Source organism: Methanothermobacter tenebrarum (genome assembly GCF_023167465.1).
Lineage (GTDB): Archaea > Methanobacteriota > Methanobacteria > Methanobacteriales > DSM-23052 > Methanothermobacter_A > Methanothermobacter_A tenebrarum.
In genome coordinates this window covers 87,732-103,746 of the sequence record NZ_AP025698.1, presented here as the reverse complement: position 1 = coordinate 103,746, position 16,015 = coordinate 87,732, and the positions used below count along the sequence as shown (strand labels likewise).

Here is a 16,015-nt window from a genome sequence, read left to right as displayed (position 1 = left end):
AATACAAAAAAAAGAGGGGAAAGGATAATAAAATGGGGGGTGGGTTTAGGTTTTGAAGCCGCCTCTGAGGAATCCGAAGGCTGCGAGGCCGATCAACAGCAGACCCCCTATGACACCATAAACGTACCATCCACTACCAGCTGAACCACCACTAGAAGCCCTCGTAACCTCATAAGCCCTACCATGCCCACTTCCTCTACCAGGAGAAGCAGCAGCCACCCCACCAGAACTTGAAACAGCACCTACAAAAGAACCCACGAAACCAGGAGAAACACCAGAACCACTAGAAACACCAGGCAACCCTGGAACGCCCGGAGTGCCTGGAGTGCCTGGAACACCAGGAGAACCCGGAGTGCCTGGAACACCAGGAGTGCCAGGGACAGCGGGCACCAACTCTGAAAGTTGACGATCTGGCAATCCCATGATATATCCTAGTGCATTGCCTGAAGGCGAACCTGCGGCTCCAGAAAGGATCATGTTCATTTCATCTCTTGTAATATACTTTACTGTTTCAGTGGTTACTATGTATGATGAGCGCACACCAGTAGGTTCTTTTCCTTTGTACCAGTCTATATAGGCCCTAAGACCATTTGTTCCGCTTTCGAATCCTGGCCATTTGAATGTTATTATCACTGCTTTTCCGATGTTTAATTTTTCGTCCCAGATTATTAGTATACCTTCCATTTGTCCGCCTTCAACGGAAGATGAGCTCGTGTTAAGTAGTCTCTGGTTGTAGTATGTTCCTTGCCCTGGTGATACGCCTAGAAGTAATAGTAGCCCATCGTCTTTGCAGTAGTCTGTTGTTGTCACGTAAATGTATTTTTCATTTTCTCCTCGAGGATAATTTTCGTAGATGTAGTCTGCTATGAGGTAGCTTGGTGATACTCCTGGGCAGACGTGGTTGTGGAATAAGTAGACCATTAGCATGTCGAATGGTGGGTCATAGGACCATGCATTTGCAATTGTGACTATACTATTCCAGTTTTTGAAAACTTTGGACACCGTTGGGTTGGTGTAATTCCATCCGGCTCCTATGTCATATACTGGTCCCCTGGTATCATTTGATATTATGAATCCTTTGATTGGATCGTAGATTAGCTGTATGGCATAGAGTATTTCGTCTTCTTCTGTGATGTTGAATGAGAATTTTCCGAATCCGCCAGATTTGCCTATGATGTCTGATGTGTAGCTTCCGCTTTTTATTATGAATGTGAACCATAGTTGTCCCCATAGTGCACTATGGACTGGTAGTAATGTTTTTCGGCTAAGTCTTGACCCTAACACTTCATAGACTCCATCCCATACTGGACTTGTGTCTTGGCCGTTTAGGCGTGCGTAGCCTGCTGATGTCAATACTAGGAGTTCGAGGCTGTCCTTTTCTAATTGTATGCCTGCTTGTTGGAATAGTTCCTTTGCTAAATTGGCGGCTTCGATACCTATCTCTTTTAATTGGTTGTAATCTAAATTACCCTTGGTGTATGTTTTATTGTCGGGTATCGCATTTACAAGGTTGCTCTGGCTTAGAATGTATTCCATGTCTAGTCCATGAGCATCTTGGACTGTTGTGCTTCCCACTCCACCTGCAAGGTAATTAACTTGTTCTTCTGTGAGATTGTCAAATGCATAGAGTATTTTTACTAGCGATTCTGGGTCTGTTATTAGTTTTTTGACCGCCCATGCGTTGAATTTGAGTTCTGAAACTTCTGTTGCTCCGGTTTCCTGTTTGTATTTGCTGATGAGGTCTTGAAGGTCATATGACATTATTATAAGCGTCCCTGTCTTCGTGTTTGAATTCCAACGTATAAATCCTACCATATTAGGATCATCTGTGGTGTTGTATCCAATGTATGATCTCTTTCCAGGGGTTGCATCCATCGCATATACGAATACGTCATCGTCTGAACCGCCGGGGATTCCAATAACTATATAACTGGATGCTTCGGCACCTCCTGTGCCTGTACTTGGGGGGTAGTATTTGAGTAGTGTTTCTATCATCGCGTAGCCGCTTATGGTTCCCATGCAGACGTGGCCGTGGAATGCTGCTTCTCTTAGTATGTCAGCTGATAATCCTAGTGCCCAGGCATTTGCTAGGCTGGCTATTGGGAATGCGTCATCTCCAAGTTTTTCTTGGAGTTTCTGGTATTGTTCTTTTGTCATGTTCTGTGATACTGTTCCAATGTAGATTGGTGTTTGGTTGGCGTTTTTGAAGTATGCTAGGATTAGGTCGTTTCCTTTTTTCACGATGAATGCGAAGTCGAGGGGGTCTAGGCGGGTTTTTCTAAGTAATAGTAGGTTTCCTTTACCATAGCTTATTATTCCACGGGCTTGATTGAGTATGCCTTCGAGAACGTCTTCTGTTGTACTGTTTTTGTAGTATGCGCTGCCTGCTGTTGTTATTACGAGGACTTCACCTGTTTTTGTGAAGTTCAGTATTTGATCTGCCTTTTTGGTGATTTCTCTTCCTATTTTGTAGGCTTCTGTGGCTTCCATTGTGAGTGATAGGTGCTGTGCATAATAGGAACCGTAATCATTGAGTGTGAATTCATGGGTGAGGGTTTTATAGCCTGGTGCTGTGATTTTTATCTGGAATTTTGTAGTGTTGGTGATGTTATTGTATTGGTATATTATTTTGGTTATGTTGGCTGCTGGGTCAAAGGTTTTTGTGAAGTTGATTTTTGTCCCCTTTTCATCGATGAGTTCCTGGATGGTGGGGTTTATTTGCCCGTTATCATCGTCGTATTCGTAATTGATTTTCACTCCTACCTCGCATGTACTATTTGTTGCCGATGCTGAACCTGTTAAGGCCATGGCAAAGAGAAGAGCTATTAGAATCATGTAATACTGTCTTTTCATCCAATTTTCACCTCCTTTTTATCATGTTATAATATGATACATTATTTTTTTACTAATATACCTAACTATATTATTACTATATTCTATCTCATTTTTATACTAGTAATACCCATTTGTTTTTAAAGAATATGAAGTAAATTTTTTTAGAATGATCATCTCATTAGGCGATCATCAGCTTCTGAAAGAATGTGAGAAGGGAAAATGTTTAGTCCAGAGTCCCTGAACTTGTCTAAATGAGATGGGAGGACACCCCACATTCTAAGAGACTTGTATATTCCAAAAACACGGTTTTACCATTATTCATTTTCTTTTCATCCACACTGCGCCAATTACGATACCAACTATAACCCCTATGAGAGTCCCTGAAAAGAAGGGCGTCATAAAGTCACTTTCGATGTTTTCTGTATCCACAGAATTCAGTTCGATGAGTTTATCCCTTATTGATGCTTCATCAGGACTGCAGTACATCACTCGATCAGAAAGTTCGGGGTGCTTTTCAAGGAAGCTCTTCACAACATCCTGGTAGGCGACCGCAAGTATCTTCTTATTTGGGTTTCCAAGGGCATGTTCCAGTTCGTGTTCAACATCTGCAGCACTTTGAAATCTATAAACGGTTACATTAACCCCAGTTTCATCGGCGACTGAACGTGCAAGTTTTCCCGTTGAATTATCCGCTATTACAATGAAAGACTCAGGGGTTATCTCCATCCCATGAGCAGCCACACCATCGATAAGTAGGAATATGATTAAAACAATGAATACCGGCTTCATCTAATCACCTTACACTTTATCCATTGTGATAAGTTCTGGTTTTATCCTTCCTATGAATGAGACTATGAATATGTTTGCAACCCCCTCTATGACAGCTACAAATATGTAGAATGGTATCAAGGTGGCCATGAGCATTTCAGCACTTGCAACACCCGCTGCAAAGAGGACCATGATATGGACTGTTGTTGCAACCATTATACCCAAGAAGGTGGCTGAGAAGACCGCCAAACTTATATCGAGTTCCCTGATTATCCTGTAAACAGCAAAAGTACCTATTCCAAGTCCGATACCCATTGTAAGGATATTGGCACCCATACTTGTTATCCCGCCCATGCCCAGGATGAAGAATTGGATGATGAGGCAGAGGGTTGCCACTAGAACCGCTGTGAGGGGTCCGAGGATTATCACTGCAAGTGGTATGAGGAAGAAGTGCACTGGAACGCCAAAGGGTGAGGGTATAGATATTGAGGAAACAGCCACCGCTGCAGCTGCAAATAGACCTGTTGCAACTATTCTCATCTCTTTATCTGTTTTATGTGAGAAGATATAGAAAAATATGCCAAGATTGATGAGAGCTAGGGTCCAGTAAATTGCGGACTGCCATAATGGTATAATCCCGTCAGGTATGTGCAATTAATCAACCTCCTGTTTAGTGAACTACCACTAGCTTTCGCAAGGGGGACTTCCCCGCCGAAAGAGTTAAAATTCACTCCCTTGGGAATCTGAAAGCTGTTAAACCGAATACAAGGCATAAGCCAACTATTGCGGATATGAACCCATAATTGCCGGTTTTGTGTGTTCTATTGGTTGGGTTGCTCTGTTCAAGGCTTTGATTTTCCTGTGATGAATTTTTATATTCGGATACCGCCCTTGGATCATCTGACGCGTCAGATTTTGAAGCTGATGTAGTGGATCGAATTTCATAATTATTGGATGATGTGACTGTTGTCGATTTACTAGTGTATGTCCCTGAAGAAGTTGAAGCGGATGTATCTGGTGTCTTAGCAGTGGGTTCTGATGGTTCTTCGATGTAGTACCCATGGCCTGGATGTGCCATGGAATAGCAGGAAAAATTGAGAGCTACTACCGTTGCGATCAAAAAAATAAAGGATCTCTTCATAATGATCACCCATTGAATTAATTGGATATCTTCAATATATAAAACTTTTTATTACTTAAAAGGAGCATTAAGGGAGAATAGTAATATGATGTTGGTCAATGACACATGGACAGGAATCTTATCTCGGTAAGATGAAGCTTTCCCCCAAGAAAGCATGTAGTATCATATTACTTGCCTGCAGATCCGATGTTCTTAATCTCAAGTATACTATTCGTTTTAAGGTTAAGATGATGCTTATAACTACCCTGCCATAAGGGGGGTTCTGTTCCAAATGATTAGACCTTTCGGCAACGAAGAGAGTTCCTGTAAAGGTTCTCTCTATAAGATTTCAACCCCTCTCATAGTTACCTGCCAGTACCCCTCAGCCCTGCAATTAATGAAGTAGGATCTATATGAATCTTTTAGACTTTTCACCCCCACACGGCTTTTGCAAAGAAACTTTCCGCCGAAAAAAAATTAAATTTTCCCCCCAAAGAAATTCTGTCACTCCACATAAATGTAATAACACGCTAAAGGGGGGAAATGTAATAATTTTATATTTTTTTGTGTCCTTTGAGGAAGTAACCGGCGCCTATGAGGAGTACGATGCCTATGACACCTAGTAGTGCATAAAATGGCATTTGACTCCCTGAACCCCCTGCAGATGATGCTGAGACCTCAAAAACCCTGCCACTTCTCCTTGCAGATGGTCCTGGCCCTGCACCCCCAGCCGTGGCAACTCCTTGGGCATTTCCAGCTCCTGAACCGGTTTGTCCACTTGCCTGTCCTTGACCACCAGTATAACCGGGACTCACACCATGCCCCTGACTACGAGTATAACCAGGACTTGGTTGTCCTGGGGTGCCCGGCACGCCTGGTTGTCCGGGAGTCTCTGACCCGCCTGGAACAACGAGTTTCGCTCCAGTAGCCGCTGCAAAAACACCTGCAAATTTTTGAAGAGCCGCAGAATTCAATGATGAAACACTCACAAGCCACTGATTAAACACAATATTACCACAGGTGTGATGACAACAAGCCACACCATACTGGTTTACCATGCTGATGTACTCGTTAGCAAGTGAGGTTTTAATTTCTTCAGATGGGTTCCAGTACCCCTTCCGTGCAGTTTCAAGAAGCCTTGCGATTATGGAAGCTTTCGCATAGGGGTTTGCACTGTTGAAGAAACTGTTAAGTCCAAGGTTGTAACTGTCCTTTACATAAATACTATGTACTTGGTCCCATGTAGATCCAGATACCAGTTCAGGCTTTGTAACTTGCCATATCCAGAGGTTCTCTACAAAGGAGTCCATGTACCTTGCACCATCATAGCCACTATTTATCATGCTTCCGATCCATTTCGGGTTGAGGTATCTTGTTAGAAGGTCCCTTGTAAGGAACTGACTCATTGTTTCTATTTTTGCATCAACTCGTAGGTTGTTTATGTACATCTCTGGTTTTGCTCCTGAAACTTTTTCCACTGCGAGGCTGAGGCCACCGAAGTATGCAGCCACCATGGGGTGTTCAAGTGCACCATAGAGGTTTGAACTCCTGCTGAACATAGCAACATCCACATCCTTGAGGTTCTCCCTAAAGACTGATGGAACTTTTAACCCGTATATATCTGTACTGTAGGCTGCTGAAACCCTTTCCAAGTAGAGGTTGGCTATCTTTTCTCTATCATCCCAGGTGTCACTTGCAGGGATGGCCTCCTGGATTCCGGGTGAATAGGCGCCTGGTTCTTCTGAGAATATTCTTAGGATGGATAGTCTCCATGCATCTGTTTCATTGTAACCTTCTGATATTAGTTTTTTGTAGATTTCCTCTGAGTTGATCTTAACGTAGTTTACTGTGTCATTGGCTGTTGCAGCAAGTTTTACAGCTTTATCAAGGAGTGTTATTATGTCCATATGGAGGTCTCTGTAGAGTCCGGATGTGATGATTGTGACATCGATGCGTGGCCTGTTGAGGTTGGTTATAAGTTCAACGTCCTTAACTCTGCCCCGAGAGTCCCAGACAGGTTTTACACCCATGAGGTACATTATTTCAGCTTCCATGACTCCTTGATGTCTCATGGTTTCACAGGACCATAGAACATAGGCGATTTTTGTGGGGTAGCTTCCATATTGGTTGAGGTGATCCTGGAGGAACTTGTCTACGAGTTTCACTGCCGTCTCCCATGCGGTCGTGGTTGGTATGATCCTTGAATCGAATGGATAGGGATTTCTTCCTGTGGGGAGTGCATCAGGGTTTTTTATGGGGTCTCCTCTTGGTCCTGGGGTTATGTATGCGCCTTCGAGGGCGTTTAGTATGCTTGTAATCTCATTTTTAGATTCATTAATTCTTCTGGCGTATTCTGCTGCAAGTTTAAGGTATTCTGTTGTTTTCTGCGTCACATTGCCGAATACGATCATCTGGGCTTCTTCAGGGGTTTGGTTGTTGAGCACCAGTTCTTTTAGGAGAAGTCTTGATGTTGCATCATCTAATTCATCGGGGAGCATTGCCAGGAGCAATTCGATGAGTTCCTCCCCCTGGGGCACCTCCCCTAGTATGTGAGGGCCGTATGGTATGTAACTTTTCTTTATGTCCTCAAGGTAGGCTGTAACGTTCACAAGGAATTCATCAAAATTACCGTTAGTGTAGATGAATCCAAGGGCGTTGCTTTGATTTATGATTTTGTCCTTGTAGGCTGCTTTTAGTGTTTCATCGATTGTTTCCTTGTAGAGTCTGATGTTATCATATAGTTCTGAAAGGTTCCCGTAGAGTCCTGATGGTATGAGTACGGGGGTCATGAAATTTATGATGAGCATGTTAGCTCTTCGTTTGTCAAAAATGGCAGGGGCGTCCATGGGGAGAACATGGATAATTGGCATGTCTTGGAGCATTATCGCTCCCCAGTCTCTGGCTGAAAGTCCTGTTGCTTTTCCTGGCATCAATTCTACTATGCTGAATATTGAGAGAATAGCATCTGCATGGTAGACCTTCTTCATCCACCAGTAGAATGCGAGTAACTGGTGGGTTGGTGGAAGTTTACCTGTATTGTAAAGTGTAGTGTTATTCTGCAACCAGCCCCACACTGGTTCAGGTGCGAGGAGTATGTTTCCGAATTCTAGTTTTGGTATTACAATGTACTTGCCAGTGTTGTTGGTGTAGACCATAATGTTCCCTGGTGGGGGCCCCCAGGCGTCAATCACTTCTTTCTGCATGTTTTCTGGTAATTCATTAAACCATCTAATGTATTCGTCTTCACTTATCAGTATCATTTGGCCAGATTTTACTCTCTTTTCAAGTTCCCCTGGCGCCCATGTACCTATGTTGCTGCCTATCTCTGCCATGAGTCTTGCAAGTTCAGATTCTGAGGGTAGTGTTCCATTGCCGAGGTTGTATCCTCTTCCCTCCATTTCCTGGAGTATCCTTGCTATGCTTGCCTGTGCATTGAGGTAATAGTCGATGTCTGCGCCTACATTGGCTTTACCGCCACCCTCGCTGTAGTAGGTTATCACTATCTTTTTGTCTTTGTTGTCCAGTCTTTTGAGTTTCATCCATGAGATTGTCCTGTCCACGAGCCATTCTATTTGATACATTATGGGCCTATTGTATATGATTCCTGTCTGGGGGTCGGTCTCTTTCACACTTATTACGATTGGCTCTATTATCCCGTCCATTTCGGCCAGCGACAATTGATAAAGTTCGGCTGCTGGGATACCCTCTGTATTGTTCTCCCAATCTGCTAGGGTTACACTGGGTGAGAATATTCTGATACCATTTAGGACTGTGACGTTGAGTTTTTGAAGATCTTCAATCCCTTTTGTCCAGTTTTGTGAGTTTAGTGTGCCACCCCTTGAAATCACTATAGCAGCGTCAATGATAGCTTTATCATTTATCATGAGATATTTCAATGAGTTGGGGTCCCTGTAGGTGTATGTGGATACGATGACATTGATGTTTTTTGATTCAAATGTTCTTATAAGGGCATCTAGCAAGGGTCCGTCCCTTAGCATGTCGGTGTATTCTGTGGTCAGTATACCGACGGTTGGGGCGTCTGGATGGTACCTTCCACTGGTAGCATACCATTCCAGGTAATCTGTGAGGTTACTGAATATTCTTGGTGCATCTGGATGGTATATTCCCCATAGGGGTCTCTGTTCAGGTGCCTCTACTGTAGCTGTGTAGTTACAGAAGGAAACTGCTAGGTAGAGGATGAGGTTCTTTAGGTTCTTTTCGCTGGTATAGTTTAGGTATTTGAGAGTTTCGATAAAACGTGGGTCAGTTGTATTGACAGTTTGAAGGTTTAGGATTGGAGCGTAGTTTTCACGTGATGATGGCTCTACACAGATCATTATTGTTGAACCTCGATTTTTTGCTTGTTCTAATTTATTCTTGAGGGTTTCCCATACTGGTGCTGAAAGACCACTTCTTGTACCGAAGATTATAACGTCCCCTTTAATCTCGAATGAAAGGTTGCTGTCAGTTCTGCCACTCTCTGCCCTTACTTTTATTTTGTCTTTGATGTCGGGATCTTCTGCTATTTTGTTGATAAGTGCAATCTCGTTAGGACTTGAACTAACTATGAGAATCTCGTGTGTCTTCTGGCTTTCATTGTGTGTGGTGTTGTCCTCTGCGAAAGATGTTCCCATCAGTGCAAATATAAAGATCACTAGCGTGAGGTGTATAATCTGTTTCTGCATCAACCCCCCTCCTTTCAAGTTTATTTTAATATATTTCAAGTAAATTTTAAAAAATGTTTTGTTATATAAACTTTCCCCCATTCTAATATGGAAATTCAGTCCACTAGACAAAAAGCTTATTAAATATCACTGAAATGATTCTTCGACGCGCAAATCCCACCCAAAAAAATACTGTAAAGTTAAAAATAAAGGACAAAAACAATTCAAAATGAATATAATCTTTATAGCGAAAGTCTACGACACTCCCAACCTTAAATAGTATCTAGTTTCAAAAAGGATCACTTCCTTCAAATTTTCTTTTTTCATGTGCATACTGCGAATATGGCGTTGATGACAGGCTTATCTGCTCGTCATTGAGAATCCCCACACCGGATGCTAATATTCCATGCTTTGAGACCCGCTCTAATTGAAAGCAAGTTTGATACTAAAATTGCATGCTTTTTTTTGGAATTTTATCGGTATATTTTTAAGCGATAAAAGTTAAATTAATATTTGAGATAATTTTTGGAGGTAAAAAGGGCATGAAAGTTGGTGAAATTGTAGGCGAGGCCCTTGACTACCCTGGGACAGACTTGAAGAAAGTGGTAACATTAGGAGCATTAAAGGTCATACTAAGTTTCTTGATAATACCAATGTTCCTAGTTTACGGGTACTGGTTAAGAGTCCTCAAGGCTACAATAGCAGGTTTTGATGAGCTTCCAGACTTTGATGAATGGGGTGGAATGTTCATTGACGGACTTAAAGTCTTAGTAGTTGGTATAGTCTATATGATAATACCAATGATATTCCTAGTAGCTGGTATACTATCAATTTCCATCAATCCTACTGATCCTACTTTTGGGATTATCAGCATAGTAATAGGGGTTATCCTAGCCATTATATTTGCACTGGTAGAACAAATTGCAATAGCTCATATGGCATTCAATGATAGGATAGGAGCAGCATTCCAAATCGGGGAAATATTAAATGTCATATCAGAGATTACATGGACAAAATATATTATCTGGATCATCGGCGTTGCAATAATACAATCAGGTACAATGAATGTAACTCTAGCCATACTTGGCCTTATATTCTTGCCCATCATCTCAGCGTTCGGGGCTTTATCATTGACTCAGATGAATTTGGGGGCTGGATTAGCTATTTTCGTAATCGGTTTCATCATCGCCGCCTTGATTATCTATCTCTTCGTGGTACCTTATCTTGCCATCTTCCATAGCAGAGCACTTGGCCGCCTATATGCAGATAGATAAACTTGGCCCCCCCATTTTCCTTTTTTGTGATGATCTTTGGATGTTATTTTAGCTGTCCCCCCTTTTTTTGTAGTCTTTTGTTGATCTTCTTTTGAGTGTTCCATCCGGGAATACTGTTATCCATGTTTTCTTTTTCAATGGTTTGCTTTCTCTTCTGCAACTTCTGCTTATAATAACATTTTTAAGGTGTTTTTTTGCGAGTGAGTGGGCTTTTTCTATTTCATTGATTGTTGGATTTCTGGATAGGCCGTGCATTGGTTTGAAGTCGTTGATGCGATATTCTATCTTGGGGTTGATGGTGGCTATGAATTTGGCTATATTCTCTATTTCATTTTCTTCAACGAGTCCGGGAATGTATAAGGTTTTTATGACGAGTTTAGCGTTTTCTTGGATTGTTTTTATATTCTTTAGGATTTTTTTGTTGGAGAAACCAGTATACCATTTGTGTTTTTTATCATCTAGTGCTTTTAGGTCTACCATGAATTCTTTGACACCTGCCTTGACAAGCTTTTTGATGTATTTTTTGTTGAGTAGATGTGCGTTAGTTTCTAGGATGATGTGTGCAAAGTTTAATTTTGAGGTTAGTTTTAGGAGGTAGTCTTTGTCTAGTGTTGGTTCTCCTCCTGTTATGATGATCTCTTCTGGGAGTTTCCCATAATATTGTTGGGATGATCTTTTTATGAGTTTTACAAGTTCTTCTATGGTTAGGGGCTTACCTGTGGGTTTTCTCGCGTTACTGAAACACCCTTTACAGTTGAAGTTGCAACCTGATAATGTTATCCATACTCTGCATCCTATCTCTGATAATGTGATAAATGGTACTTGTCTGTACTTCACAGTATCCCTATTCTATATTCTTTATTATCTCGAGTGGGACTTTGATTTCTCCTGGTTTGTAGTTTTGCGCTATCCATGAATTAACTATTGTGCACAGGAATAGGATGTCATGTCCTTCATTGGATTTTTTCAGGATCTCCTCTGCAAGCTCCTTTTTATTTTTTATTTTCAGTTCGTAGACCTTTTCAATAAGGTCTAATTCCTCTATTGTCATGTCTTACACCAAAATTATATGTTATCTGGGCAAATTACCATTTCTTGGACGCTTCGAGGATGAAGGCTTTGTCGGGTATACCATGTAGAGGGTTCTTTAATGGTATGGGGAATGTCCCAGGCCTGTGTTGAGTACTCGGTTATCAAAGGATTATCATTTGGCTTGTGCCTTTTTGGGCTCACCTTCACAAGTTGTCTACCTGCTCTTTCAGCCTTGTAGGCGAGCATGTAAAGGCAAAGAAGTTTTGGCGAAATGATGATCTCCGACCATGTAAGTCTTTGAGACGCAGATTCACGTAATGTCTTTGTGGGGGGAAGTTGTCTCTTTTGGGTTTTTCATAGGCTTTTGCTAGTTTGATTATTCTTTTCACTTTGCCATTAACTGGTCGGTGCACCAATCCCGATCTTTGATAGGATCAGTTCCCCCGGTTTTGAAACCTGACTACTTGTAGTTCATGGTCTTAAAGGTTTATCCTTTGAAGCTTAACTTGTCTACTCTTTTTGCTGTTCCTTTTTAGCCTTCTCAGGTCATGTTGTTCTGTGCTGGTAGTTTACCATTTGTCGGACTTTTGTGTGGACGTTTTTGGGTTCTGGTTTCTTTTCATGTTATTTTTTTCTTGAAAGTGTAAAAAGTTTTTCGGCTATCCTTATTCCCACATGGAGGGGGACTTTCCCGCTGATAGGGTTAAAAAAAGGGGGTATTCTCCCATGTTAAAGGATGAAATGGGATCTTTAAGATGGAATATTCACCCCCAGGGGGTGATAATAGTAAAAAAAGGATATTATGGTGTGTGTTTTATTCGAACATTTTTCTCATGCAACGTCTGATGGTGCCTTCAGCTGCCATGCCACCCATGAGGTTTTTAAGCTCTTTTGTAAGTGCTTGGGCTGCTACGAGATCTGTGTGTTTTATTTCACCCTTTTCGATCCATTTCATGACATTGTCATCTAGGTTAGAGAGTATGTTGAGTGCTGCGTCTAATACTTCCTGTTCTTTGAGCAGGTGCATTGAAGTTGCGCTTTTGACTAACAATTCTGGGGTTATAGCCTTTAGCATTCCGTCGACTCCTGATGATTCGACGAGGGATGCTACTGTCTGGAGTGTCATGAGTATCTGTTTTTCAACCATTTCTACTGGGGCCTTGATGATCTGGGTGCCAACATAGTAATAGTCAAGGACGCCTGCGAGTGTTACAGCCGTGACAAGGGAACCCATATCTGCAACTGTACTTGAAACGTCAGCGGGGACTACGTAGGCTGTTTTACCGCAGCTCTCAGCGAGTTCGACACATTTTTGTATCTGTTCTTCGCTTGCGAGTTCGAGTCCGCTTGTTGCACGTCCGCCGATCACATAGTGGCCGTGGTATGGGGTTCCTGGCACGGCCGCAGGGTGTAATGATGCGATTCCAATGTCTTGTCTTTCTCTTCTAAGCTCCCTTTCAAGAACATAATATAATACTACTGGAGAGACTGTGCAGGTGTTTGATATAATCCCCCCATCTGGGAGATGTGATATTATATTCTTGGCAATCTCAAATGTCTTTTTACCGAATGGTGTGAATAGTACTGCGATTTCGGCGTTAGAGGCGGCTTCAACATCATTGTCGGTCACTTTAACCCCGGTGTCTTCCACCATTTTCCAGTGTTCTTCTTCTAGTATGCTTCTGTTTGGTTCTGCGAGGATTACATCATGACCTGCTTCTGCAAATTCCATCGCCATCCTACTACCGCCGAATGGGGGTTCTCCACCAAACTTTTCAGGTAAATTCAAGTGTCTAACATAAAGATCTTGATTACCAGCTCCAAAAACTGCTACTTTCATATCAAACCAACCCCTCTATCAATACATGTGATTAAATTATCCACTTTGTTTTATAAATTTTTAGGATTCCTCAGTTGGAAATCTACTCCATGCATTATCTAGTAAAAATTTGTGGAAGAATGTGGGACTTTTAGGTTTAGGTATTTTTCTGGTTTGAGGGGGGAGATTTTTTCATGGCGCGTTGATGGGGGTGTTGTCTTTTGTTATGTTTTTTCTGTTAATGGTTTGCCGTAGAGTATTTCGGCTATTTTTTCCAATGTTTTTATGCCTTTCGCTTCTTTTTTGAGTAATGGAACTTGTGCCAATATCTGGTTGCTGAATTTTTCCTGTATCATCTTTAATCTTTCTTGTTGTAGTCGTCTTCTTGCCCTGCAGAATTCGCAGTCACTTTCTTCTGGGAGTATCTGGTTTACTATAACGGCGTCTGTGTGGATGTCATATTTTTCAAGCGCTTTCATGGCCCTTTCAGATTCGTAGATTGACATTTCTTCTGGGATTACGACCATCTTGAATGATGTTCTTTCGGGGTCTGACATCACTGCCCTTGCTTCGCTGATTTTCTTTTTTGTGGCTTCAAGGTCTTTTAGTGCTCTGTCTTCTTCTTCCTCGTCTCCCATGAATGGTAGGATGTTTTTGAATGCCTTTGCAAGTGCCCCTATTTGTCTTCTAAGTTTTATTAGTTTCCCCACCCATGAGTCCATCATTTCTGGGAATGATAGGAGTCTGAGGGTGTGTCCTGTTGGTGCTGTGTCGAATATTACGACATCGTATTCGTCTGTTGTCATATATTTTAGGAATTGGTCGAAGGCTGCTGCTTCGTCGATCCCTGGGGACATGGATGCCATGTCCATCTGTTCTTGTAGGAGTTCCATTCCAGGGTTTACTTCTGATTGTTCTTTTAGTTTTTCCTGGTATTCTTCCATTGCAATTTCTGGGTCTATTTCAACTGCATATAAGTTTTCTTGGATGAATGTTGGGACATGACTTATCTTTTTCTCAAATGAGTCAGATAATGAATGTGCAGGATCTGTTGATATTACAAGTGTTTTTTTACCGGATTTAGCCATCCAGAGTGCTGTTGCAGCTGATATGGTGGTTTTACCCACCCCTCCTTTACCTCCTACGAATATGAATGTTGTTTTTCCCTTGCTAAATTTGAACAAGTCTTTGAATGCCATTGCATACCTCCAATAGATGATTATCTTTTTTAGAATAAGATCCGCATTATTTTATAAGTGGATCGTATAACCTAATATAGTATACTATAATATTAAAATTTGCATCAGGTTGTTCCATAGAAAATTTGATGAATCTACCCCCTTCATACTTTAAGGATGGTTGGGGCGAGCAGGTTTATTTTAAAATAAGGATCTGTGGTGTTACGAGATGGATCTTCCTCCACTTGATGAGAAAGTAATATACCGGATTAAAAAGTTTATAAGGGATAAGGTTGAGGAGGCTGGGACTGAGGGTGTGGTTCTCGGTTTGAGTGGTGGGATTGATTCAACAGTCACCGCTTATCTCTGCAAGGAGGCGCTGGGCCCTGATAGGGTTTTGGGGATTATAATGCCCACAGGGACTACTAGTCCTATTGATGTTAAACATGCGCGTATGGTTGCTGAAATCCTCGGTATAGAAAATGAGACAATCCAGATAGGCCCTTTAATCGAGCCTTTCAAGTCCCTATGTTATCATAGGGGCACAAGACTTGCAAGGGGCAACCTTAAAGCCAGGATGCGGATGATAATATTATATTATCATTCTAATTCACTGAATAGGCTTGTGGCGGGCACGGGGAACCGGACAGAACTCCTGGTCGGTTACTTCACAAAATATGGTGATGGTGGCGTGGATATACTACCCATAGGCTGCTTATACAAAGGCCAGGTTAAACTCCTAGCAGAGAAATTAGGGGTGCCAGTGGAGATAATAGAGAAAACACCCACTGCAGGTTTATGGTACGGGCAAACCGACGAAGAGGAACTTGGAATAAAATATCCCATCCTTGATAGGATATTATACCTAATGGTAGACCGTGGCCTAGATGATCAGAGTATAAGTGAAATTATAAAAACACCAATAGGGGAGGTTAAACGTATAAGGATGATGGTCGAAAACTCACGTCATAAAATAAACCCCCCCGAGATTCCAATCCTGGAGGGATAATATGTTCGCCATAGTATATATAACAACATCTGGGGTGGAGGAGTCAGAGAAGATAGGTGAAATACTAGTCAGGGAGAGACTAGCAGGGTGCGTCAACATAATACCCTCCATAAAATCATTTTATTGGTGGGATGATGAGATAGAAGAGGATGAAGAATCCATACTAATAGTTAAAACCATCGAAGAAAATGTTAAAGAAATTATAAAAAGGGTCAAAGCCCTACATAGTTATGAAAACCCATGTATCATCCATCTTCCCATCAAAGGAGGATCAGAAGATTACCTTAAATGGTTATTAGGGGAAATAAGATGATTA

At 41.7% G+C, this 16,015-nt stretch carries 13 protein-coding genes; 3 read left to right on the top strand and 10 right to left on the bottom strand.

The window, feature by feature from the left end; genetic code table 11:
* Nucleotides 1-45: 45 nt before the first annotated feature.
* The 5 genes from MTTB_RS00475 to MTTB_RS00455 all read right to left on the bottom strand — a co-directional run bounded on the left by MTTB_RS00475 (nt 46) and on the right by MTTB_RS00455 (nt 9,408).
* Nucleotides 46-2,853 carry an FmdE family protein gene (locus MTTB_RS00475; RefSeq protein WP_248564594.1) on the bottom strand — a complete coding sequence of 936 codons (2,808 nt, stop codon included), beginning with the start codon at nt 2,851-2,853 and terminating at the stop codon, nt 46-48.
* A gap of 300 nt (nt 2,854-3,153) precedes the next feature.
* Nucleotides 3,154-3,624 (bottom strand): hypothetical protein, encoded by a 471-nt coding sequence (locus MTTB_RS00470; protein ID WP_248564593.1) that lies wholly within the window; start codon nt 3,622-3,624, stop codon nt 3,154-3,156.
* A gap of 9 nt (nt 3,625-3,633) precedes the next feature.
* On the bottom strand, nt 3,634-4,257 hold the full coding sequence (locus MTTB_RS00465) for an energy-coupling factor ABC transporter permease (protein ID WP_248564592.1): 624 nt from the start codon (nt 4,255-4,257) through the stop codon (nt 3,634-3,636).
* A gap of 73 nt (nt 4,258-4,330) precedes the next feature.
* Nucleotides 4,331-4,744: a hypothetical protein gene (locus MTTB_RS00460; RefSeq protein WP_248564591.1), complete on the bottom strand. Its 414-nt coding sequence runs from the start codon at nt 4,742-4,744 to the stop codon at nt 4,331-4,333.
* 533 nt (nt 4,745-5,277) lie between these two features.
* The gene (locus MTTB_RS00455) at nt 5,278-9,408 is read right to left on the bottom strand and encodes a cobaltochelatase subunit CobN (protein ID WP_248564590.1); all 4,131 of its coding nucleotides are present in this window, start codon (nt 9,406-9,408) and stop codon (nt 5,278-5,280) included.
* Nucleotides 9,409-9,929: 521 nt separating this feature from the next.
* On the opposite strand from MTTB_RS00455, the gene MTTB_RS00450 reads away from it, so the two are divergent.
* The gene (locus MTTB_RS00450) at nt 9,930-10,661 is read left to right on the top strand and encodes a DUF4013 domain-containing protein (RefSeq protein WP_248564589.1); all 732 of its coding nucleotides are present in this window, start codon (nt 9,930-9,932) and stop codon (nt 10,659-10,661) included.
* Nucleotides 10,662-10,709: 48 nt separating this feature from the next.
* Here the strand turns inward: MTTB_RS00450 and MTTB_RS00445 are convergent, their stop codons facing one another.
* The 5 genes from MTTB_RS00445 to MTTB_RS00425 all read right to left on the bottom strand — a co-directional run bounded on the left by MTTB_RS00445 (nt 10,710) and on the right by MTTB_RS00425 (nt 14,711).
* A complete protein-coding gene (locus tag MTTB_RS00445; protein ID WP_248564588.1) occupies nt 10,710-11,498 on the bottom strand; it encodes a radical SAM protein in 789 nt (262 codons plus the stop codon).
* Nucleotides 11,499-11,505: 7 nt separating this feature from the next.
* The gene (locus MTTB_RS00440) at nt 11,506-11,712 is read right to left on the bottom strand and encodes a hypothetical protein (protein WP_248564587.1); all 207 of its coding nucleotides are present in this window, start codon (nt 11,710-11,712) and stop codon (nt 11,506-11,508) included.
* Between the two features lie 184 nt (nt 11,713-11,896).
* Nucleotides 11,897-12,082 (bottom strand): hypothetical protein, encoded by a 186-nt coding sequence (locus MTTB_RS00435; RefSeq protein ID WP_248564586.1) that lies wholly within the window; start codon nt 12,080-12,082, stop codon nt 11,897-11,899.
* Nucleotides 12,083-12,507: 425 nt separating this feature from the next.
* Entirely contained in the window at nt 12,508-13,533 is a 1,026-nt protein-coding gene (locus MTTB_RS00430; protein WP_248564585.1) for a H(2)-dependent methylenetetrahydromethanopterin dehydrogenase-related protein, read from the bottom strand.
* 203 nt (nt 13,534-13,736) lie between these two features.
* Nucleotides 13,737-14,711: a TRC40/GET3/ArsA family transport-energizing ATPase gene (locus MTTB_RS00425; RefSeq protein ID WP_248564584.1), complete on the bottom strand. Its 975-nt coding sequence runs from the start codon at nt 14,709-14,711 to the stop codon at nt 13,737-13,739.
* 208 nt (nt 14,712-14,919) lie between these two features.
* Here MTTB_RS00425 and MTTB_RS00420 point away from each other — a divergent pair, with 208 nt between their 5' ends.
* A complete protein-coding gene (locus MTTB_RS00420) occupies nt 14,920-15,699 on the top strand; it encodes an NAD+ synthase (protein ID WP_248564583.1) in 780 nt (259 codons plus the stop codon).
* 1 nt (nt 15,700) lies between these two features.
* On the top strand, nt 15,701-16,012 hold the full coding sequence (cutA, locus tag MTTB_RS00415; protein WP_248564582.1) for a divalent-cation tolerance protein CutA: 312 nt from the start codon (nt 15,701-15,703) through the stop codon (nt 16,010-16,012).
* Nucleotides 16,013-16,015: the final 3 nt, after the last annotated feature.